The 22,032-nt window shown below is 71.4% G+C and carries 18 protein-coding genes; 6 read left to right on the top strand and 12 right to left on the bottom strand.

The window, feature by feature from the left end:
* Positions 1–156: 156 nt before the first annotated feature.
* A complete protein-coding gene (locus DVA86_RS16910) occupies positions 157–579 on the bottom strand; it encodes a subtilase-type protease inhibitor (RefSeq protein ID WP_208879374.1) in 423 nt (140 codons plus the stop codon).
* Positions 580–1,007: 428 nt separating this feature from the next.
* Between DVA86_RS16910 and DVA86_RS16905 the strand changes: the two genes are divergently transcribed.
* On the top strand, positions 1,008–2,630 hold the full coding sequence (locus tag DVA86_RS16905) for an MFS transporter (protein ID WP_208879373.1): 1,623 nt from the start codon (positions 1,008–1,010) through the stop codon (positions 2,628–2,630).
* 351 nt (positions 2,631–2,981) lie between these two features.
* Here DVA86_RS16905 and pta read toward each other — a convergent pair whose 3' ends face one another.
* Positions 2,982–5,159 (bottom strand): phosphate acetyltransferase, encoded by a 2,178-nt coding sequence (pta, locus tag DVA86_RS16900; RefSeq protein ID WP_208879372.1) that lies wholly within the window; start codon positions 5,157–5,159, stop codon positions 2,982–2,984.
* A 244-nt stretch (positions 5,160–5,403) separates the two neighbouring features.
* Here pta and DVA86_RS16895 point away from each other — a divergent pair, with 244 nt between their 5' ends.
* From DVA86_RS16895 to DVA86_RS16885, 3 genes are all read left to right on the top strand, one after another.
* A complete protein-coding gene (locus DVA86_RS16895; protein WP_208879370.1) occupies positions 5,404–6,429 on the top strand; it encodes a 6-phosphofructokinase in 1,026 nt (341 codons plus the stop codon).
* A 158-nt stretch (positions 6,430–6,587) separates the two neighbouring features.
* Entirely contained in the window at positions 6,588–7,118 is a 531-nt protein-coding gene (locus DVA86_RS16890; RefSeq protein ID WP_208879368.1) for an SET domain-containing protein, read from the top strand.
* A 90-nt stretch (positions 7,119–7,208) separates the two neighbouring features.
* On the top strand, positions 7,209–7,523 hold the full coding sequence (locus DVA86_RS16885; protein ID WP_208879366.1) for a hypothetical protein: 315 nt from the start codon (positions 7,209–7,211) through the stop codon (positions 7,521–7,523).
* 106 nt (positions 7,524–7,629) lie between these two features.
* Here the strand turns inward: DVA86_RS16885 and DVA86_RS16880 are convergent, their stop codons facing one another.
* The gene (locus DVA86_RS16880) at positions 7,630–8,358 is read right to left on the bottom strand and encodes a helix-turn-helix transcriptional regulator (RefSeq protein WP_245996685.1); all 729 of its coding nucleotides are present in this window, start codon (positions 8,356–8,358) and stop codon (positions 7,630–7,632) included.
* 95 nt (positions 8,359–8,453) lie between these two features.
* On the bottom strand, positions 8,454–9,350 hold the full coding sequence (locus DVA86_RS16875; RefSeq protein WP_208879365.1) for an SDR family oxidoreductase: 897 nt from the start codon (positions 9,348–9,350) through the stop codon (positions 8,454–8,456).
* A 173-nt stretch (positions 9,351–9,523) separates the two neighbouring features.
* Here DVA86_RS16875 and DVA86_RS16870 point away from each other — a divergent pair, with 173 nt between their 5' ends.
* Complete coding sequence (locus DVA86_RS16870; RefSeq protein ID WP_208879363.1) at positions 9,524–10,147, top strand: TetR family transcriptional regulator; 624 nt, start codon at positions 9,524–9,526, stop codon at positions 10,145–10,147.
* Between the two features lie 99 nt (positions 10,148–10,246).
* Here the strand turns inward: DVA86_RS16870 and DVA86_RS16865 are convergent, their stop codons facing one another.
* From DVA86_RS16865 to DVA86_RS16840, 6 genes are all read right to left on the bottom strand, one after another.
* A complete protein-coding gene (locus tag DVA86_RS16865; protein ID WP_208879361.1) occupies positions 10,247–11,176 on the bottom strand; it encodes a carbohydrate ABC transporter permease in 930 nt (309 codons plus the stop codon).
* Positions 11,177–11,180: 4 nt separating this feature from the next.
* Positions 11,181–12,119, bottom strand: coding sequence for a carbohydrate ABC transporter permease (locus tag DVA86_RS16860; RefSeq protein ID WP_208879360.1), 939 nt, complete (start codon positions 12,117–12,119; stop codon positions 11,181–11,183).
* Entirely contained in the window at positions 12,116–13,471 is a 1,356-nt protein-coding gene (locus DVA86_RS16855) for an extracellular solute-binding protein (protein WP_208879358.1), read from the bottom strand. Before DVA86_RS16855 ends, DVA86_RS16860 begins: the two co-directional genes overlap by 4 nt.
* Positions 13,472–13,769: 298 nt before the next feature.
* Entirely contained in the window at positions 13,770–14,804 is a 1,035-nt protein-coding gene (locus DVA86_RS16850) for a chitinase (protein WP_245996684.1), read from the bottom strand.
* A 130-nt stretch (positions 14,805–14,934) separates the two neighbouring features.
* Entirely contained in the window at positions 14,935–15,660 is a 726-nt protein-coding gene (locus DVA86_RS16845; protein ID WP_208879355.1) for a response regulator, read from the bottom strand.
* Entirely contained in the window at positions 15,657–17,414 is a 1,758-nt protein-coding gene (locus tag DVA86_RS16840) for a sensor histidine kinase (protein WP_208879353.1), read from the bottom strand. Before DVA86_RS16840 ends, DVA86_RS16845 begins: the two co-directional genes overlap by 4 nt.
* A 149-nt stretch (positions 17,415–17,563) precedes the next feature.
* Between DVA86_RS16840 and DVA86_RS16835 the strand changes: the two genes are divergently transcribed.
* Positions 17,564–19,012, top strand: a complete 1,449-nt coding sequence (locus tag DVA86_RS16835) for a cation:dicarboxylate symporter family transporter (protein ID WP_208879351.1) — start codon at positions 17,564–17,566, stop codon at positions 19,010–19,012.
* A 97-nt stretch (positions 19,013–19,109) separates the two neighbouring features.
* On the opposite strand, the gene DVA86_RS16830 is transcribed toward DVA86_RS16835, so the two are convergent.
* Both DVA86_RS16830 and glgB read right to left on the bottom strand, forming a co-directional pair.
* On the bottom strand, positions 19,110–19,406 hold the full coding sequence (locus tag DVA86_RS16830) for a hypothetical protein (protein ID WP_208879349.1): 297 nt from the start codon (positions 19,404–19,406) through the stop codon (positions 19,110–19,112).
* A gap of 211 nt (positions 19,407–19,617) precedes the next feature.
* Entirely contained in the window at positions 19,618–21,849 is a 2,232-nt protein-coding gene (glgB, locus tag DVA86_RS16825) for a 1,4-alpha-glucan branching enzyme (protein ID WP_245997651.1), read from the bottom strand.
* Positions 21,850–22,032: the final 183 nt, after the last annotated feature.

Raw genomic sequence — 22,032 nt, 5'->3', positions numbered from 1 at the left:
GGGGCCGCTGGGCGGCGACCCGTCCCGCGCAACGGGGAGGCCCGCGGGACGCAGGGAGGCGGACGGGGTCAGGTGGTGGCAGTGGCCCGGTGACTGCCCGTCAGGTGGCTGCCGCCGGCTGGGCGAACGGACGGCGGACGGGCGGACCGGGCCGGGTCAGAAGTCGAATACCGAGGTCCCTTCTGCTGCCAGGACGCAGCTGTTGGAGTACGTGCGCTCGAAGTCGACGCGTCTGCCCTCCCACACGCCCTGGGCGGTGACCACCACGGGGTCGTAGACCATGGGGCAGACGATCGGGCCCGAGCCCTTGAGTGCGGAGAAGTCACCCTGGACGGTGCGGAGTTCGGTGCACGCGTCGGCGGGGGCGGGGTGGGTGCCGCCGTCGGTCGGCCGGCAGGAGAGGGTGACGGCGCGCTGCGGCGTGGTGGTGGCCGCGCTGTCGCCCTCGGCGACCGTGAGCGTGAGCGCCGAAGGCGCGTAGAGGGAGGCGGTGTCGGCGGTGGCCGTGCCACTGAGCGCCAAGAGCATCCCCGCGGACAGCAACGGGATCGCCACTGCTGACCTGATCGGATTCCGCATGTCATGAGACCTTCCGTTTGATGTGACGGATTGCGGGGCGAGTCTGTCGAGGAGGGCCACCCGGGCGCACTTCGACCGGTCAAAACCAGTAACGTTGTGTGGCGGCGCGGTGGCGTGAAGTGAGGGCTGATTCCGGCGAGTTGGCACGGGAGCGAGCGGACCACCAGGGGCATCGCGGACATATGCGGGCGCCACTAATGTCACGCACTGGAGGCGCACGGATACGAGCCGTGCGGAAGTTGGCTTGAATCGCTCGCAATGGCCGACAGTCCGCCGTGGGATCACGCCGCGCGCGTTCTGCGTCGCGCATGATCCGCTCCCGCGACGGGGCCGGATACCGAAGCAACGCCGAATAACAGATGCCGAACCGGCACCCTCTCCTCTACGGTGTATGGCGAACGCTTTCCCATACACCGTAGAGGAATCGTATGTGCGCCGTCCCCACCGCCGCCCCACCGCACACCGGCCACCCCAAACGCTGGCTCATCCTCGCCGTCGTATGCCTGGCCCAGCTCACCGTGCTCCTCGACAACACGGTGCTGAACGTCGCGATCCCCTCCCTCACCACCGAGCTCAACGCGTCCACGGCCGACACCCAGTGGATGATCAACGCCTACGCGCTCGTCCAGGCCGGTGTCCTCCTCACCGCGGGCAACGCCGCCGACCGCTACGGACGGAAGCGGATGCTCCTGGCCGGACTCGTCCTCTTCGGGATCGGTTCGCTGCTGGCCGGTTTCGCGCAGACCTCCGCCCAGCTGATCGCCGCACGGGGCGGCATGGGCATCGGCGGCGCGCTCCTGATGACGACGACCCTCGCCGTCGTCGTGCAGATCTTCGACGAGACCGAGCGCGCCAAGGCCATCGGCATCTGGGGCGCGGTGAGTTCGCTCGGCTTCGCCGCCGGACCGCTCATCGGCGGCATCATGCTCGACCACTTCTGGTGGGGCGCGATCTTCCTCATCAACATCCCCGTCGCCCTGCTCGGCATCGCCGCCGTCACCGCCCTCGTCCCGGAGTCGAAGAACCCGGCCGGTGAACGCCCCGACCTCGTCGGCGCGCTGCTCTCCACCATCGGCATGATCGGCGTCGTCTACGCGATCATCTCCGGCCCGGAGGCCGACGGCGGCTGGTTCTCCGCTCCCGTCCTGCTGCCCGCCCTCATCGGTGCCTGCGTGCTCGCGGCGTTCGTCCTGTGGGAGCGCAGCGTTCCGCACCCGATGCTCGACATGCACTTCTTCCGCGACCGCCGCTTCGTCGGCGCCGTCGCGGGCGGCGTCCTCGTCGCCTTCGGCATGGCGGGCTCGCTCTACCTGCTCACCCAGCATCTGCAACTGGTGCTCGGCTACGGTCCGTTGGAGGCCGGACTGCGCACCGCGCCGCTCGCTCTCACGACCGTGCTGCTCAACCTCAGCGGCGTGGGCGCCCGGCTGCTGGCCCGCCTGGGCACCCCGATGGTCCTTGTCGTCGGCATGGGGCTGCTGGCCGCCGGGCTCGCGTCCGTCGCGACCCTCGGCTCGGACTCGTACGGCGGCATGCTCTTCGGGCTGATCGTGATGGGCGCCGGGATCGCGCTGTCGATGCCCGCCATGGCCAACGCCATCATGTCCGCGATCCCGCAGGAGAAGGCGGGCGTCGGGGCCGGGGTGAACGGCACGCTCGCCGAGTTCGGCAACGGTCTCGGCGTCGGTGTCCTCGGCGCCGTCCTCGGCTCGCGGTTCGGCGCGCTCCTCCCGGCGGCGGCCGCGGGGGCGGGTTCGCTGCCGGACGCGCTCGCCGACGCGCGTACGGGCGCGGAGCGGCGCGCGGTGGTGGACGCGTTCGCGGACGCGCTCAGTACGGCCCAACTCGCGGGCGCGGCGGCCGTACTGGCCGGCGGCCTCCTGGCGGCCACGCTCCTGGGCCGCGCCGAGCGCGCGGAACGCGGCGCCGCGACCGCGGGTGAGGCGACCGCGGGTGCGGCGACCGGGCGTCCGGAGGACGGCGCGGAGGAGGACCTGCCGCCACGAGAGGATGCCGCGGCGGGCGCAGAGTCCGTCGAATCGCGGGAATAATCCCCCTCGCCGGGCGGCATAGCATCGGTTCCAACCCGGAATCATGGAGTCCGGATCCCCGCCGCCCACACCACCGCTCGTACCCACCGCCCGCACCACCGCTCGTACCACGCGGGCGCCCTCTCCGCGGACGAGGAAGCAACAAGACGTTGAACTTATGCGCGGGACGCTAAGCCCGGCCGCCCGCCGCGTCAAAAGGGCGCCGTACGCGCGCGAGGCCCCCGCTGGCGCTGCGGGGGCCTCGTGTCCGGACGTTTTCGACCGGGGGAGCGGTCAGCCCTTGCGGGTCTTGACCACCCAGCTCTACCCCTAGGCCTGTCTCGGCAGCGTCCGTTGTGTATAAGGGCCCGTTCATTCGCGGGATTCCTCTTCACGGGTCTCGGTCGGCTGCCGGGCCTGGTCCCGCGGCTTCGGCGGCGGTACGGCGGCCTGCGCCTGGATGGCGGTGATCGCGACGGTGTTCACGATGTCCTGGACGAGCGCGCCGCGCGACAGGTCGTTCACCGGCTTGCGCAGCCCCTGGAGCACCGGCCCGACCGCCACCGCGCCCGCCGAGCGCTGCACCGCCTTGTACGTGTTGTTGCCCGTGTTCAGGTCCGGGAAGATCAGCACCGTCGCCTGCCCCGCCACCTCCGAACCCGGCAGCTTCGTCGCCGCGACCGACGGCTCCACCGCCGCGTCGTACTGGATCGGCCCCTCCACCAGCAGATCGGGACGCCGCTCCCGTACCAGCCCGGTGGCCTGCCGCACCTTGTCCACGTCCGCTCCCGATCCCGAGCTGCCCGTCGAATACGACAGCATCGCGATCCGCGGCTCGACCCCGAACTGGGCGGCGGTGGCGGCCGACTGGATCGCGATGTCGGCCAGCTGCTCGGCGTCCGGGTCGGGGTTGACGGCGCAGTCGCCGTACGCGAGCACCTTGTCCGCGAGGCACATGAAGAAGACCGAGGAGACGACGTCCGCGTCCGGCTTCGTCTTGATCACCTCGAACGCCGGCCGGATCGTCGCCGCCGTCGAGTGCGCCGCGCCCGACACCATCCCGTCGGCCAGGCCCTCCTGGACCATCAGCGTGCCGAAGTACGAGACGTCCGCCACGACGTCGTACGCCAGCTCGTACGAGACGCCCCGGTGCGCCCGCAGCTTCGCGTACAGCTCGGCGAACCGCTCGCGCAGCGGCGACGTCTCCGGGTCCACGATCCGCGCGCTCGCGGCGGGCGTCTCGGGCACCTCGTCGTCGCCCAGGAGGTGCAGGTCGATGCCGAGCTCGGCGGCGCGCTTGCGTACGGTCACGGGGTTCCCGAGGAGCGTCAGGTCGCACACGTGACGCCGCAGCAGCACCTCGGCCGCGCGCAGCACCCGTTCCTCCGTGCCCTCCGGCAGCACCACGTGGCGGCGGTCGGCGCGGGCGCGCTCGATCAGGTCGTGCTCGAACATCATCGGCGTGACCCGGCCGCTGCGCACCACCGAGACCCGGTCCGTGAGCTGCCCCGTGTCCACGTGCGACTCGAAGAGGCCCAGCGCGATCTCCGCCTTCCGCGGGGTCGTCGCCGTCAGCTTCCCCTGGAGCGACAGCAGCTCCGCGGCCGTCGGAAACGAGCCGTGCGACACCGCCAGCACCGGCGTACCGGGTGCGAGCCGGGCGGCCAGCGCCATCGTCTCGTCGCCCGGCAGGGAGTCCAGGGTGAGGATCACCCCGGCGATCGGCGGCGACCCGGCGGAGTGCGCGGCGAGCGAGCCGATGATCAGGTCCGCGCGGTCACCAGGTGTGATGACCATGCAGCCCTCCGTCAGCGCGGGCAGGAACTTCGGCAGGTGGGCGCCGCCGAACACGAAGTCCCGTACATCACGGGCCAGCCCGGCGTGGTCGCCCAGCAGTACCTCGGCGCCGAGCGTGTTCCTGACCTGCGCGACGGTCGGCGCGGACAGTACGGGGTCCTCCGGGATCACGTACACCGGCTCGGGCAGGTGGCCGCCCAGCGCGCGGGCGGCCTCGCGGGCGGCGCTGTCCCGCACCCGGTTGGCGATCATGGCGATCACCTCGCAGCCGAGGGAGGCGTACGCGTGGTGGGCGTTCCGTACCTCGGCGACGACGGACTCGGCGGTCTGGTCGTAGCCGCCGACGACGGGGATGACGGCGGCGCCGAACTCGTTCGCCATGCGCGCGTTCAGCGCCAGCTCGGCGGGGAGGCCCGTGTCGGCGAAGTCCGTGCCGAGGACCAGCACCGCCTCGTAGTCGCGGGCCACCGTGTGGAAACGGTCGACCAGTTGCGAGACGAGCTCGTCGGTGCCCCGCTCCGCCTGCATCGCCGCGGCCTCGTCGTGGCCCAGGCCGACCACGGTGGCGGCGGGCTGGGTGAGCCGGTAGCGGGAGCGCAGCAGCTCGTAGATCGGGTCGGGGCCCTCGTGGGCGAGCGGTCTGAACACTCCCACCCGGTCGACCTGGCGCGTCAGGAGCTCCATGACGCCGAGTTCGACGACCTGCCGGCCGTCCCCCCGTTCGATGCCGGTCACGTACACGCTGCGCGTCACGCGTGCTCTCCCTCTGGTTCCCTCTGGATCCGTCGATGCCGTGGCAGGCGTCCGGTTCTATCCTTGACGGTACCTGCGAGACCGGCTCCGCCGCGCGGCAGGTGTTCGCGTGGTGGACGCCCGGTGCGGGGTGCGTTCAAGACATGAAACAATCTGACCGGCTCATCGGTAGTCCGAAGCTCCAGAAGCGATCACCACGGTGACGGCGGTCACCACGATCACACGATCAGGAGAAGCGAACCTCATGCGCATCGGAGTCCTTACCGCGGGCGGCGACTGCCCCGGCCTGAACGCCGTGATCCGGTCGGTGGTGCACCGCGCCGTGGCCGACCGAGACGATGAGGTCATCGGCTTCGAGGACGGTTTCAAGGGCCTGCTCGAAGGCCGCTACCGTCCCCTGGACATCAACTCCGTCAGCGGCATCCTCGCCCGCGGCGGCACGATCCTCGGCTCCTCCCGGCTCGAACGCGACCGCCTCCGCGAGGCCTGCGACAACTCCGAGGAACTGATCGAGCGCCTCGCCCTCGACGCGCTCATCCCCATCGGCGGCGAAGGCACCCTGAGCGCGGCCCGCATGCTCGCCGACGCGGGCCTCCCGGTCGTCGGCGTCCCCAAGACCATCGACAACGACATCTCGGCCACCGACCGCACCTTCGGCTTCGACACCGCCGTCGGCGTCGCCACCGAGGCCATGGACCGCCTCAAGACCACCGCCGAGTCGCACCAGCGCGTCATGGTCGTCGAGGTCATGGGCCGCCACGCGGGCTGGATCGCCCTCGAGGCGGGCATGGCCGCGGGCGCGCACGCGATCTGCATCCCGGAACGGAACTTCGAGGTCGACGACCTGACCAAGATGGTCGAGGAACGCTTCGCCCGGAACAAGAAGTTCGCCCTGATCTGCGTCGCCGAGGGCGCACACCCGGCCGAGGGCTCGATGCCGTACGAGAAGGGCGTCATCGACCAGTACGGCCACGAGCGCTTCGTCGGCATCGGCAACCGTCTCGCCGTCGAACTGGAACACCGCCTCGGCAAGGAGGCCAAGCCGGTCATCCTGGGCCACGTCCAGCGCGGCGGCGTCCCCACCGCGTACGACCGCGTGCTGGCCACGCGCTTCGGCTGGCACGCGGTGGAGGCGGTGCACCGCGGCGAGTTCGGCAACATGACGGCGCTGCGGGGCACGGACATCCAGATGGTCCCCCTGGCGGACGGCGTCTCCCAGCTGAAGCGGGTCCCGCAGGACCGCATGGACGAGACGGAAGCGGTGTTCTGACGGGTGCCTGAGCCGCGCCCGGCCGCGGGCGCGGGCCGTTGGCGCGGGCCGCGGGCGCGCGGGGTGCCCGAACGGCGCAGCTCGGCACGGAAGCCGTCGTGCGGACAACCGGTACCACACGCTGACCGACACCACCCGTGCCACGGCACGATGGGCCGATGGCACCCACCCCAGACCCGCATTGCCGGCTGCACTCCCACGCCGAGGTCCGCCCGTCCCCCATCGCGGGTTTGGGCCTGTTCGCACGCGCACCCATCGCAGCCGGAACGGTCGTGGCCCGACTCGGCGGCCGACTGGTCTCGGAGCAGGAGCTGCAGGACCTCTTCACCGCAGCCGCGCTCCAGCCGGACCGCCCCTATATCGACACCATCGCCGTGACCGAGACCGAGCATCTCGTCCTTCCGCCCCGCAGCGAGCAGTTCATCGGTTACAGCAACCACGACTGTGACCCGAACCTGTGGTGGGAAGGCCCGTACGACCTCGTGGCCCGCCGCGACATCCCAACGGACGAGGAACTCACCAGCGACTACGCCACCAGCACCTGGGATCCCCAGTTCGTCCTGGCGTGCTCCTGCGGCTCACCGGCCGACTGCCGGGGAACCGTCACCGGGAACGACTGGCAACTACCGGAGTTGCGGACACGCTACGGCAACCACTGGGTGCCGGTCCTTCTGTCCCGGATGCCGTGAAAGGTGGGTGCGTGGAAGATGCGTTCCCCTCATCCTTGACCGGCTGAGTCGCGCTCACTCATCGAGGAAGCGCGAAGCGGAAGGATGCGCATGCGAGACGTGCTGACTGCGTCTGTCGGGGAGTTGCTGGCAGAGGGGGAAGCAGACTGGGTCATGGTGGATTCCCTCATCGGAACCGCCGAGGAGCATGCCGAGGTGCACGGGGGTGACTCCAGAGACATCTCGGTTGAGCTGCTTGGGGAGTTGCTGACCGAAGGGCTTATGGAGATCGGCGATCTCCGCGAGAGCGGGTTCGAAGCCTGGACGTGTTCCGTGGAGGAGTCCCTCGCAAGGTCCAGTACGCGTCGAGCAGGATCTGCTGCCCGGGTTCCTGCCGGGCGATCTCCTCGAACGCCGCAGGGCTGACGGGCAGGCTGCGCCAGTCCGAAGGACTGACCTCCCTCGGCTTCAGCCACACCACACGGGTCTGACCGCGGGGCCCCAGCGTGAAACCGCAGCCCAGGCGCGGCTGTCAGCCGGTGCGTTCCCAGAAGTGGTTCACGATCTCGTCCAGGAATGACTGGCCCGCCGTGGCCGAGGTGGTGGGGCCCGGGGCGGCGCCCCATTGGAGTGAGCCGGTTGCTATGGCCTGGTACGCGGTGTGGAGCGCGCGCAGGGCGGCTTCGACGCGGGGGCGGGGGAGGGGGACCAGGGCGGTGACGTCGTCCGCGTATGCCTGCCAGCGGGTGGAGACCGCGCCGCGCAGGAGTGCGGCCAACTCGTCCGTTCTGCCGGTCAGTTCAAGCAGCGCGGACGGCGGCAGGTCCAGGGCGTTCGCGAGTGCATCGGCCTGGCGCTGGTTGCCGGTCCAGTGGCCCGAGCGTTCCATGTGCTCGTAGTCGTGCGGGGTCATGCCGAGCAGCAGGGCCAGGTCGGCGACGGCCGTGCCGCGTGCCAGGCGGTACTGGCGCAGCGTGCCCGGCGTGCCCAGCAGGTCGGCCGGGGCGCACCACAGCGCCCCGGCCAGCGCGGTCAGTTCGGACTCGTCCGGAACCGCCTCGCCCAGTTCCCAGGCGGCGATGTCCGAGGGGGAGACGCTCCTGCCGTACGCCGCCCGCATGCCGTGCGCGACGTGCGCGGGCGTCATGCCCAGTGCCTCGCGCAGCCGCCGCGCCGCCACCGCGTCGAACGGGGCGGCGGGCGGCGGCTCGTACGGCGCAGGCTCGTACGGCGCAGGCTCGTACGGCGGTGGCTTTCGCATCCGCACACCGTAGGAGCGGGGCGCTCGCCGGGCCACCGTGCGTTCGACCGAAGGTTCGGCTCGTACGTTCCTACAGTCCGGTCCCCATGAGGCGGCTACCGGCCGAAGTAGTGCCCCGCGCCGAGGTCTTCGAGCAGCCCCGGACCCGTCGGCTCCCACCCCAGCAGTTCGCGCGTCAGCGCGCTCGACGCCGGGGCGTCGGTGCCGAGGAAGCGGGCCAGCCAGCCGAAGTGCTCGTCGGTCTCTTCGCCCGGCACTGAGGCAACCGGCAGATCCAGCCGGCGGCCGATCACGCCGGCGATGTCGCGGACCGGTACCCCCTCTTCGGCGACCGCGTGCAGCACCGTCCCGGCCGCGGCCTTCTCCAGCGCGAGGCGGAACAGCGGCGCCGCATCGAGCCGGTGCACCGCGGGCCAGCGGCTGGAGCCGTCGCCGGGGTGGCCGGAGACGCCCTTCTCGCGGGCGATGTCGATGAGTCGGGGGACGAAGCCCTTGTCCCCTTCGCCGTGCACTGTCGGCGGGAGCCGTACGACGGACGAGCGTACGCCGTGGTCGGCGAGGCCGAGCGCCGCGAGCGTGCCGGCGGCCCGTGGTCCCCCGGCCGGTCCGGGGGCGGGCATGTCCCGTTCGGTCGCCGCGTGGCCCGGGGTCAGCCCGACCGTGCCGGAGGTGACGACGAGGGGCCGGCCGGAGCCCTCGAGGGCGGCGCCGAGTGCCTGGATGGCGCTCACATCCGTACGCGCGGCGCCCGCGTAGTCGGTGAAGTCGTGGACGAACGCGAGGTGGATGACCCCGTCGGACGCGGTGGCGCCCGCGCGGAGGCTGCCGAGGTCGTCGAGTGCGCCGCGGTGCACCTCGGCCCCCGCGGCGGCGACGGCCTCGGCCGAGCTGTCGGAACGGGCGAGTCCGAGTACCTCGTGACCCGCGTTGACGAGATCCGGTACGACGGCGGAGCCGATGAAGCCGGATGCGCCTGTGACGAATACGCGCATGGGGACCCTCCGGTTGATCGGCCGCCCGCGGCGTGCGGAGAGCGCGCCGGGACGGCGGGGACCTGCGGCCAGGCGGGCTTCGCGCCCGCCAGCCGATGTCAGTCACTGACGTCAGTGACTGACATGGAGAGTAGCACCCGACGACAGGGACTGTCGTCGCGTAGGATCGGCGCATGAGTCGATGGGAGCCCAACGCGCGCGAGCGGCTCGAACGGGCGGCGCTGGAGCTCTACGGCGAGCGCGGGTTCGACCGGACCACGGTGGCGGAGATCGCCCGGCGGGCCGGGCTCACGGAGCGGACGTTCTTCCGGCACTTCGCCGACAAGCGCGAGGTGCTGTTCTGGGGCGAGACCGCGCTGCAGGACGTCTGCGTGAACGCCGTCGCGGCCGCGCCCGCCGGCGCGGCGCCGATCGACGCGCTGGCCGCGGCCCTCGACGCCGCCGCCGCGCTCCTCGAGGAGCGCCGGGCGTTCGCCCGGCAGCGGCAGGCCGTGGTCGCGGGGAACGCCCGCCTCCAGGAACGAGAGTTGATCAAGCTCGCGTCGCTCTCCGCCGCGCTGGCCGCCGCGTTGCGCGGGCGCGGCGTCACGGAGCCCGCCGCGAGCCTGACGGCCGAGGCGGGCATGGTGGTCTTCAAGATCGCGTTCGCGCGCTGGGTCGACGAGCCCGGTCAGGGCGGGCTGGCCCCGCTCATCCGCGACTCGCTCGCGCAGCTGCGGGCCGTGGCCGGGGGAGAAGACGGACGGTGGGAGGGTCGGCGCGACCACTCGTATGAGGGCCGGCGCGACCACTCGTAAGAGGACCGGCACGACCGCCGGCAAGAGGACCGGGACACGGACCCGTACGAGCGCGAGACCCGGTGAGCGACAGCGAACCGCCGCCCGCGCAGCCGCCCGCTACCCCTTGACGCCCCCTCCCAGTGTGAAACCGCCGCCCAGTCGCCGGGAGATGAGGATGTACAGCAGCAGGACCGGCGTCGAGTACAGGATCGAGAACGCCGCCAGCTCCCCGTACGCGACGACGCCGTAGTTGCCGAAGAAGGTGTAGATGCTGACCGACGCCGGGAGTTTCTCCGGGTCGAGCAGCAGCATGAAGGGCACGAAGAAGTTGCCCCACATCATGATGAAGCTGTAGATCGTGACGACCGTGATGCCCGGCCCCATCAGCGGCACGATGACCCGTACGAGCGCCTGGAACCAGTTCGCGCCGTCCGTCCACGCGGCCTCCTCCAGCACCACCGGCACGCCGTCCATGAAGTTCTTCATCAGCCAGATGGCGAACGGCAGTTGGGAGGTGGCCAGGAAGAACGCCGTGCCGTACATGGTGTCGATGAGGTTGATCTGCACGAACAGGCTGTAGACCGGCACCATCACCGCGGTGATCGGCAGGCACGTGGTGAACAGGACGCCGAGCAGGTACGGGCGGGCGTACCGGGAGCGGTAGCGGGACAGCGGGTACGCCGCCAGCGCCGCGCACACCATGGTCATCAGGGTGCCGCTGCCGCAGATCAGGAAGCTGTTCAGCATCGGCGTGAAGGTGATCTCGTCCGTCCACACGGCCGAGAAGTTGTCCAGGGTCGGCGACGACGGCGGGCTGACCCGCAGTTTCGCCTTCGCGTCCAGGGACGCGAACACCAGCCACAGCAGCGGCACCACGAATGCGGCGGCCATCACCAGCAGCCCCGCGTCCGCGGCGAGCCGCTGCCGCCGCTGCCGGGTGAGCCGGGGCGTGCGGGGCGTACCCGTTACGGCCGTACGCGGCGCGAGCAGCCGGGCGCGCGGGCTCGTACGGGCGGGCGTGGGGGCCGGGGCGGGAGCGTCGGTCATGTGCTCAGACCTCCTCGCGCATGAGGCGCAGGTAGACGACCGAGAAGAGGCCGCCGACCACCAGCAGCAGCAGTGCGACGGCGGTGCCGTAGCCGATCAGCGCCTTGTTGAAGGCCTGGTCGTACATGAACACCGGGAGCGTCTCGCTCCGGTTCCCCGGACCGCCGCGCGTCATCGCCCAGATGAGGCCGAAGACGGAGAGCGTCTGGAGCGTGTTGAGCATGAGGTTCGTGCCGATGGAACGGCGGATCATCGGCAGCGTGACGTGGATGAGCCGCTGCCACGCGTTGGCCCCGTCGATCTGGGCGGACTCCGTGACCTCGTCGGGGATCTCGGAGAGCGCGGCGGAGTAGACGAGCATGGAGAACGCCGTGCCGCGCCAGATGTTGGCGAACGACACCGCCAGGATCGGCAGCGTGAACAGCCAGTTCTGGTCGGGCAGATGGAGGAAGTCCAGCACCTCGTTGAGGGTGCCCCGGCGGTGGAAGAAGGTGTAGAGCAGGAACCCGGCGACGATCTCCGGTACCACCCAGGCGCAGATGACGATGGCGCCCGTGACGGTCCGTACGGTCTTGCTCGCCCGCTGCATGAGCGCGGCCAGCGTGAGCCCCAGCGTGTTCTGCCCGATGATCGACGAGACCAGCGTGAACACCAGGGTGAGGACGACGGCGTTGACGAAGTCCTCGTCGCCGAATGCCCGCGTGAAGTTGTCCAGCCCGACGAACGACGCGTTCGCCTGCCCCGTCAGCTGCAGGTCGGTGAAGGCCAGATAGACGCAGTAGCCGATCGGGCCGATCAGGAACAGCAGCAGGAGGACGGTGCCGGGCGCGACCGGCAGCCAGCGCGCGTAGCGGCGGGCGGACTCGTACGGGCGCCCCTGGCGTACGGGCGGCTCGTCCGGGCGCGGTTCGCGGGGGGCGGCCGGGGCCTTGGTGACGCTCATCGCTTGATCACCGCGCCGTCCGTGATGGAACGGACCTGCTTGTCATAGGACCGGGCTCCTTGGGCCGGGGTCGCGTCCCCCGTGGTCACCTTCTCCATCGCGACCGTGATGGCCTCGGAGACCCGCGGATAGAGGGGGAGCGCGGGGCGGTAGTGGGTGACGTCCACGAGGTCGGTGAAGAACTTCGTACGCGGGATCGCGTTGAGGTACTTGCGGTCCCTGGCGACGTCCTCGCGTACGGCGATCTGCGAGCCCCGGATGCACCACTCGCGGGCGTTCTCCGGCTGCTGGAGGGTCTCGATCATCTTCCAGGCGAGATCGTGGTTGCCGGACTTCTTCGGGATCGACCAGGCCCAGCCGCCGGACATGCTCGTCTTGCCCGGCTCCTGGCCGTTCTGCGTGGGCATCGGGGCCACGCCCATCGTCTCGGACCACTCGGGCCAGGGCGCGCCCCCGGTCTTGATCCACTGCTGGTTGATCCACGAGCCGTCCAGCGCGATGGCCAGCTTCTCCTTGGGGAGGTGGTCGGTCATCACCTGGGTCTGGATGTCGGGGGAGAGGGCGTCGGAGACGTGCGGCCCGAGCTTCTCCTTGAACACCGTGTCGACGAACTCCAGGCTGTCCCGGAAGCCCTCGCTGCCGACGACCCACTTCTTCGACTTCTCGTCGTAGAGCTGGTCCTGGGTGCCGTAGAGCAGCATCTCGAAGCCCTGCATGGCCGCCGCCTCGCCGGCCGCCTTCCCGGTGAAGATGTTGAACGGGGTCACGTCCGGCACGTTCTTCTTCACCGCGCGGGCCGCTTCGAGCACGTCGTCCCAGGTCTTCGGGGCCCAGTCGGTGGGCAGCCCGGCCTTCATGAAGATCTTCTTGTTGAACCAGAGGCCGCGGGTGTCGGTGCCGTCGGGCACGCCGTACGTCTTGCCGTCCTCGGACTCCCCGGCCTGCTTCGCCGTGTCCTCGAACTTGCTCCAGTCGTCCCACTTGTCGAGGTACTTGTCGAGCGGCTGGAGATAGCCGCTCTCGATGTCCGACTGGAGCAGGAAGGTGTCCTCGTAGACCAGGTCGGGTGCGGTGTTGGGGGACCGCATCATGATCTGGATCTTGGTGTAGTAGTCGTTCTGCGGCGCCTGGATCGGCACCAGCTTGACCTTCTTGCCCGGGTTCGCCTTCTCGAACTGCTTCGCGACATACGCGAGGTAGTCGTCCCGCACCGTCACGTTGTTGTCGATGTCCTTGGGGAAGGCGATCTCGACCGTGTTCGGGTCGTCGTCCGGACCGAGGCTGCAACCGGTGAGCACGCCGGCGGTGAGGACGGCGCTGAGCGCGAGAGCCAGCGGAGCGGTGGGGCGCACGGGCAATGACCTCCTAGGCGCCGCGGCCGGGCGGACCTGGGCGGCCCGCCGACATCACGTGGGGCGGTGCGGCTGCTGCCCGGCGACGGTACGAGGGGTCCTAATGACAGGTCAATGGAACGAGCACGAGTTCTCGAAGTCGCGCGGGAAGTCACGGAGGAAGTGGCGGGGGAGCCGTACGGCGAGCCGCCGGAGGTGAAACCGCCCCGTACCGGACCGGGGCCGGTATCCGGTACGGGGCGGTTCGCGCGGAGCCGGTCCGCCCCGCCCGCGGGCGGACCGGCCGTTCGGGGGTACGTCAGCCCGTGTAGCCCGCGAGGATCTTGGAGAACGCCCAGGTGTCCTGCTCGATCCCGCTGCAGTTCGAGCCGGCCTCGCCGCCGCCCTCGCAGGCGCGGTCGCGGTTGACGGCCCAGAAGCTGACCCGGGCGAGCTTGCGGTCCTTCGCCCAGTCCACCATCTGCTGGAAGTCCCCGGGCTTGACGACCTCGCCCTCGACGTCGGTGTGGCCGTTCATGGAGGAGAAGCCGACCTTGCGGAACGCCTGATCATCGGACAGCCCGTACGCGTCCTTGACCATGTCCTTCAGGCCCTCCACCGAGGACTTGGTGGCGGCGACCAGGTCGGTGGTGCCGTCCCCGAAGTCGAACGGCATGACCGCCCAGCCGTCCGCGTCCAGCCCGGCCTCGGCGCCCTTCTTGATGAGGTCCTCGCCGTTGGCGTTCGGGCCTTCGGGCGTGGTGCCGAAGGTCAGATACACCTTGAGGCCCTCGTTCTGGCCCTTGACGATCTTCAGCGCGTCGATGGTCCGCTGCCGGACCTCCTCCGACTCGATGGCGCCGGCCTCGATGTCGATGTCGATCGAACCGAGCCCGTAGGCGTCGATCACCTCCTGGTACGCGGCGGCCAGTTCCTCGGCGCTGCCGCACACCTCCTCGAGCTTGCTGCCGCTCCAGCCGCCGAACGACGGGGTGATGTCGCCGCCGGCCTCCTTGACCGCGGAGATGGTCTGCTCGTCCTGGCCGCCCTTGAGCGGACGCTGGCCGTCCCACGCGGGCGAACAGCCGCCGCCCTGGGCCAGGATGAACGCCATCGTGAGCTGGCTGTTGCCGGTCTCCTGGAGGAACTGGGCGGCGTCCGGCGGGTTGCCCCAGCCGAGGTAGAGGTACGGGCCGTTCATCCCGCTCGGGGCGGCCGCCGCGTCGGGCTTGGCGGCGTTGTCCGCGTCGTCTTCGGGCGCGGCCTGGGCGTTGACGGCGAAGGCGCTTGCGGCGGCGACGGCGGTGGCGAGTCCGAGGGCGATCCTGCTGCGCGTGGAGATGTGGGGGCGCACGGTGACATCCCATCCATGGTGGGGGGCATGGTTCGTCGGCACGCTAGCGGGACGCATTGGTCCAGACAATAGAAACGACAGGAAACCTTCCTTTTTCGGCCGAGGCGCGTTCCCGGTCTCCGCCGCCGGGTCAGTGCGACCAGCGGTAGCAGAACTCGGGGCGCCCCACCTGCCCGTACTGCGGGCGGCGTTCGGCGCGGCCCGCGTCGACCAGGTGCTCCAGATAGCGCCGCGCCGTGATCCGGTTGATGCCGATCGTCTCGGCCGCCGCGCTCGCCGTCAGCCCCTCGTCCTCCGCCGCGCGCAGCGCGTGCGTCACCCGCTCCAGGGTGGGCGCGCTCAACCCCTTCGGCAGCGTGGCCGGTTGGGGCGCCCGCAGCGCCGACAGCGCGCGGTCCACCTCCGCCTGGCTGCCCGCCTCGCCGTCCACCGCGCCCGCGGCGCTGCGGAACTCCGCGTACTGCCGCAGCCGGTCACGCAGCGTCGGGAACGTGAACGGCTTCAGCACGTGCTGTACGACGCCCAGCGACAGCCCCTCCCGTACGACCGCCAGGTCCCGCGCCGACGTCACCGCGAAGACGTCCGTCGTGTGCCCGGCGCCGCGCAACGCCCGCAGCAGCGACAGGCCGTGGCCGTCCGGGAGGTACAGGTCGAGCAGGATCAGGTCCACCGGCAGCCGGTCGAGCATTCGCCCGGCCTCGGCGCGCGAGTGGGCGATGCCCGCGACCTCGAAGCCGGTCACCCGCGACACGTACAGCGCGTGCGCGTCGGCGGCGACCGGGTCGTCCTCGACGACGAGCACCTGTACGGGCTCGGGGCCGGGGCGCCCTGGTCCGGTTCCGGCGGGCGCGCTCATCGGTTGCCCGCCGCGGGCGCCCTGGGCGTGTCCGCCGGAGTGGAAGCGGCGGGCGCGGGCACGGTGGCGGCCCGCCCGCCCCCCGGGGTGGCCGGCTCCGGCTCCGCCGCGCGCAGCGGCAGCCGTACGGTGAACTCCGCGCCGCCGTCCGCCGCTTCGCCCAGCGCGACCGTGCCGCCGTGCCGGTGCGCGATCTGCTGCACGAGGGCGAGCCCGAGCCCGGAGCCGTGCGGGCTCCTGTCGCCGGGCCCCTTGGTGGACCAGCCGCGGCGGAAGACGTCCTCGGCGGCCTCGGGCGATATGCCCTTGCCGCTGTCGGCGACCCGGATCACCAACTGCCCCGCGTCCGCGGACCCTTCCGTCCGCACCGTCACCGTGACCCGCGGCGCGCGCGGCCGCGTACGCGCCGTCGCCCCCGGCGTGCCGGAGGCCCCCTGCGCGGCCGCCTCCACGGCGTTGTCGATGAGGTTTCCGAGGAGCGTCACCAGGTCGCGTGGCGGGAGTTCCGGCGGGACGCTGCCGTCGTCCACGTCGCTGTCCGGGGACAGCACGAGCTCGACGCCCCGCTCGTTCGCCTGCGCCGCCTTGCCCAGCAGCAGGGCCGCGAGTACGGGTTCGGCGACGGCGGCCGTCACCTGGTCGGTGAGGGCCTGGGCCAGTTCGAGTTCCTCGGTGGCGAAGGTGACCGCCTCCTCGTGCCGGCCGAGCTCGATGAGCGAGACGACCGCGTGCAGCCGGTTCGCGGACTCGTGCGCCTGCGAGCGCAGGGCCTCGGCGAAGCCGCGTACGGAGTCCAGCTCCCCGGCGAGAGCCTGCAGCTCCGTGTGGTCGCGCAAGGTGACGACCGTACCGCGGCGTTCGCCGCCGGAAACGGGTGAGGTGTTCACCACGACCACCCGTTCCGCCGTCAGATGCACCTCGTCCACGCGTGGCTCGGCCGCGAGCAGCGCGCCGGTGAGGGGCGCGGGCAGGCCCAGTTCGGCGACGTTGCGGCCGATCACCTCGGACTCGGTGACGCCCAGCAGCTCGCGCGCCCCGTCGTTGATCAGGGCGACGCGCCGCTGTCCGTCGAGCATCAGCAGCCCTTCCCGTACGGCGTGCAGCGCGGCCTCGTGGTAGTCGTGCATGCGGCTCAGCTCGGCCGCGTTCATGCCGTGCGTGTGGCGGCGCAGCCGGGCGTTGACGACGTACGTGCCGGTCCCGCCCAGCGCCACCGCGATCCCCGCGGCCAGCAGCAGCACGGCGACCTGCTCGCGCACCTGCTTGGTGATCGTGTCGACGGCGATGCCGGCGCTGACGAGCCCGACGATGCGGCCGCCGTCCCGTACGGGCGTGACGACGCGTACGGACGGCCCGAGCGTGCCCGTGTACGTCTCGGAGAACGTACGGCCGTCCAGCGCGGGCGCCGTGTGGCCGACGAAGGTGCCGCCTATCTCCTCCGGGTTGGGGTGCGTCCAGCGCTTCCGCTTCGGGCTCATGATGGTGATGAAGGTCACGCCCGTGTCGCGCCGCACCTGCTCCGCGTACGGCTGCAGCGCCTGGCTCGGGTGCTCCGTGCGGATCGCCTCGCGCACCGAGGGCGAGTCGGCGACCGCGCGGGCGGTGGCGGTCGCCCGGTGCCGCGCCGACGCCTCGGCCTGGTGCTGGTCCTTCACGTACGCGAAGACCGCACAGCCCGCGACGAGCGCGGCCACCAGTACGACCTGCATGGCGAAGAGCTGGCCGGCGAGGCTACGGGGACGGGGCACGCGCATCCGGTCAGTGTGCATCCGGAGATGGCTTGAAGTGAATGTGACGTTTCCCGTTGGTTCCGTGCACGTAATGCACGTAACAGTGACCCGTGCCACACGGCGGTGCATAGTCGCCGGGATTCCCGAGCCGCTCAGAACCCCGAGGAGCCGACGTGTCAGGCCAGTCTCCACCCACGCAGAAGCCAGACAGAACGCAGAAGCGGGACAGAACGCACTACCTCTATCTCGCCGTCATCGCCGCCGTCATCGCCGGTGTCGCCCTCGGCTTCGCCGCGCCGGGTGTGGCCAAGGAGCTCAAGCCCGTCGGTGAGGGTTTCGTCAACCTCATCAAGATGATGATCTCCCCTGTCATCTTCTGCACGATCGTGCTGGGCATCGGCTCGGTCCGGAAGGCCGCCAAGGTCGGCGCGGTCGGCGGGCTCGCCCTCGGCTACTTCCTGACCATGTCCACCGTCGCGCTCGCGCTCGGACTCGTCGTCGGCAACATCATCGACCCGGGCAGCGGCCTCGATCTGACGCAGGAGGTACGGGAGGCCGGTGCCGCCGAGGCCGAGGGCGCCAGCGAGAGCACCGCGGACTTCCTGCTCGGCATCATCCCCACGACGCTCGTCTCCGCCTTCACCGAGGGCGAGGTGCTGCAGACGCTGCTGGTCGCCCTGCTCGTGGGCTTCGCGCTGCAGGCGATGGGCTCGGCCGGCGAGCCGGTGCTGCGCGGGATCGGACACATCCAGCGGCTCGTCTTCCGGGTGCTGGGCATGGTCATGTGGGCCGCCCCCGTGGGCGCCTTCGGCGCCATCGCGGCGGTGGTCGGCGAGACGGGCGTGGACGCCCTCAAGTCGCTCGCCGTCATCATGATCGGCTTCTACATCACCTGCTTCCTGTTCGTCTTCATCATCCTGGGCGTGATCCTGCGCGTGGTCGCGGGCGTCAACATCCTGCTGCTGCTGAAGTACCTGGGCCGGGAGTTCCTGCTGATCCTGTCGACCTCGTCGTCCGAGTCGGCGCTGCCGCGGCTCATCGCGAAGATGGAGCACATGGGCATCAGCAAGCCGGTGGTCGGCATCACGGTGCCCACCGGCTACTCGTTCAACCTCGACGGCACGGCCATCTACCTCACCATGGCCTCCCTCTTCGTCGCCGAGGCAATGGGCGACCCGCTCACGGTCGGGCAGCAGATCTCGCTGCTCGTCTTCATGGTGATCGCCTCCAAGGGCGCGGCGGGCGTCACGGGCGCCGGGCTGGCCACGCTGGCGGGCGGACTCCAGTCGCACCGCCCGGACCTGGTGGACGGCGTCGGCCTGATCGTCGGCATCGACCGCTTCATGAGCGAGTGCCGCGCGCTGACGAACTTCGCGGGCAACGCGGTGGCCACGGTGCTCGTGGGCACCTGGACCAAGGAGATCGACCGGGAGCAGATGAACGAAGTCCTCGCCGGCAAGCGCCCGTTCGACGAGCGGACGCTGGTGGCCGACGGGCACGGCGCGGACGCGGACGAGGCCTCCGGCGACCCGGGCCCGGACCCGGGCCCGCTGCCCGAGCAGGCCGGAGAGAGCCCCGACGCGGGCCCCGACCTCACGAAGGAGCAGGAGCCGGCGCGCTGACACGCGGCTGCCGCGGCACGTACGCACGGAAGGGGCGGACCCGCCGACGGGTCCGCCCCTTCCGTTCCGACGCGGCCGGTGTGCGGCCGGCGGCCGCTCAGTCCTGCTGCTCGACCTCGGCGCCCTCGAGCTCGTAGCCGATCGGGCTGTGCTTGAGGAAGCTCTTGACGATGTACGTCTTGGCCTCCGCCTCGAACTCGTCGATGACGACGGGACGGTTCTGCGCGACCTGCTTGGCGAACGGAGAGTCCTCCTGGTGCGCGTAGTAGAGGTCGCCGTCGCCGGTGTTGGCGACGGAGGTGATGTCGATGTCGGCGAACGCCGCCGGAGCGGCGATCACACTCAGCCCGACGGTGAGACCCGTTACGGCCGCCGCACGTGCGAAACGCTTCATGAGTCAGATCCTTCTTCTGGTCCGTTAACCGACTGTGGCGCCCCGCCCGCGTGCAGCGCGGCCCGGCACCGAAGCCAGGTTTGCGGCAGAAGATCCTCTTTGCCGGGTCGCCTCGCGCACGGACACCCGTACCGACGACACGCATTGAGCCGAACGGCCAGGCCCGGTATGCAAATCACAGCCGCGGGCCGCCGGGGCGTACGCGCACCCGCTACGCCTCCGCGCCCAGCGGCCGCAGCCACACCGTCGCCAGCGGCGGCAGGGCCACCGAGAGGGACGCGTCGTGGCCGTGGGCGGCCACCGGCTCCGGGGTGAGCGTGCCGAGGTTGCGTACGTCGCTGCCGCCGTACGCCAGCGCGTCCGTGTTCAGCGCCTCCTGCCAGCCGCGTACGTCCGCCGGGACGCCCACCCGGTAGGCGTGCCGGACGACCGGCGAGAAGTTCGAGACGACCGCCAGCGGCCGCCCCGCCGCGTCGAAGCGGAGGAAGGAGAAGACGTTGTCCTCGGCCGCGTCGCCGTCGATCCAGCGGAAGCCGCCCGGGTCCGTGTCCCGTTCCCACAGCGCGGGCGTACGGGCGTACACCGTGTTGAGTTCCCGCACCAGGTCCCGTACGCCCCTGTGGTCGCCCTCCGCCGAGTACGACGGGTCCAGCAGCCACCAGTCCGGCCCGTGCCCCTCCGACCACTCGGCGCCCTGCGCGAACTCCTGCCCCATGAACAGCAGCTGCTTGCCGGGGTGCGCCCACATGAAGCCGAGGTACGCGCGGTGGTTCGCGCGCCGCTGCCACCAGTCGCCGGGCATCTTCGACACCAGGGCCCGCTTGCCGTGCACCACCTCGTCGTGCGAGACGGGCAGCACGTAGTTCTCCGACCAGGCGTAGACCATGGAGAACGTCATCTCGTTGTGGTGGTACTTCCGGTGCACCGGGTCCTTGGCGGCGTACACCAGGGAGTCGTGCATCCAGCCCATGTTCCACTTGAAGCCGAAGCCCAGGCCGCCGGTGTCGGTCGGGCGGGTCACGCCGTCCCAGGCGGTGGACTCCTCGGCGAGGGTGATGATGCCGGGGCAGCGCCGGTAGAGGGTGGCGTTCATCTCCTGCAGGAAGGCGACGGCGTCGAGGTCCTCGCGACCGCCGTACGCGTTGGGCGACCACTGGCCGTCCTCGCGCGAGTAGTCGAGGTACAGCATGGAGGCGACGGCGTCCACGCGGAGGCCGTCGATGTGGAACTCCTCGCACCAGTACACGGCGTTCGCCACCAGGAAGTTGCGCACCTCGCGGCGCCCGAAGTCGAACTGGAGCGTGCCCCAGTCCGGGTGCTCGGCGCGGACCGGGTCGCCGTGCTCGTAGAGCGGTTCGCCGTCGAACCGGGCCAGCGCCCAGTCGTCCTTGGGGAAGTGCGCCGGCACCCAGTCCATGAACACCCCGATGCCCGCCTGGTGCAGCGCGTCGACCAGCGCGCGGAAGTCGTCGGGGGTGCCGAGCCGCGCGGTCGGCGCGTAGAAGCCGGTGACCTGGTAGCCCCACGAGCCGCCGAAGGGGTGCTCGGCGACCGGCATCAGCTCGACGTGGGTGAAGCCCAGGTCGCGTACGTACGCGGGCAGTTGCTCGGCCAGCTCGCGGTAGTCCAGGCCGTGCCGCCACGAGGGCAGGTGCACCTCGTAGACCGACATGGGCTCGGTGTGCGGCGTGCGGCCGGCGCGCCGCGCCAGCCACTCGGCGTCCTGCCAGACGTGCCGGGAGGCGTCCACGACGGAGGCCGTCGCGGGCGGGCACTCCGTACGGCGCGCCATCGGGTCGGCGCGCAGCGTGCGGCCGCCGTCCCGGCCGGTGATCTCGTACTTGTACAGCGCGCCCTCCCCGACCCCCGGCAGGAACAGCTCCCAGACGCCGCTGGAGCCGAGCGAGCGCATCGGGAAGGCCGTACCGTCCCAGCAGTTGAAGTCGCCGGCGACGCGCACGCCCCGCGCGTTCGGCGCCCACACCGTGAACCGGGTGCCCGCCACGCCGGCGTGCGTCATGGGACGCGCGCCGAGCGCGTGCCACAGCTGCTCGTGCCGGCCCTCGGTGAGCAGGTGCAGGTCGAACTCGCCGAGGGACGGCAGGAAGCGGTACGGGTCGGGGGTGCGCAGCTCGTCGGCGCCCGGCCGGTCGCCGTAGCGGACGAGCAGCTCGTAGTCGGGGATCTCGTGCAGCGGCAGCACGCCGGCGAAGAACCCGTCGCCCTCCTCGTGCAGTTCGGCCCGCAGGCCCTGGGCCCTGGCGAGGACGGTGACCGCCCGCGCGAACGGGCGCAGCACCCGTACGGCCACGCCGCCGCGCACGGAGTGCGCGCCGAGCCAGGCGTGCGGGTCGTGGTGCGCGCCGGCGAGCAGCCGCTCGCGGTCGGCGCGGGGGAGCGGGTCGGCGACGCGTACGCCGCGGCTGCCGCCGTGCGGCTCCAGCGGCTCGCGTGGCTCCTGCGGCGGCTCGTGGTGCGGCGCCGTCGGTGCGTGGGGCGCGGGCCGTACGGGCTGTACGGACGCCGCGGGCGGCGGCGCGTGCCCTACGGCGGCGGGGGCGGGGCCGGGCCGGAAGGTGGCGGAGACGCCGGTCGCGGTCAGGTCTGCGGGGTCGGGGCGGGGTGT

It is taken from the genome of Streptomyces armeniacus (genome assembly GCF_003355155.1).
Taxonomy (GTDB): domain Bacteria; phylum Actinomycetota; class Actinomycetes; order Streptomycetales; family Streptomycetaceae; genus Streptomyces; species Streptomyces armeniacus.
This window is presented reverse-complemented; position numbering and strand designations above follow the sequence as displayed.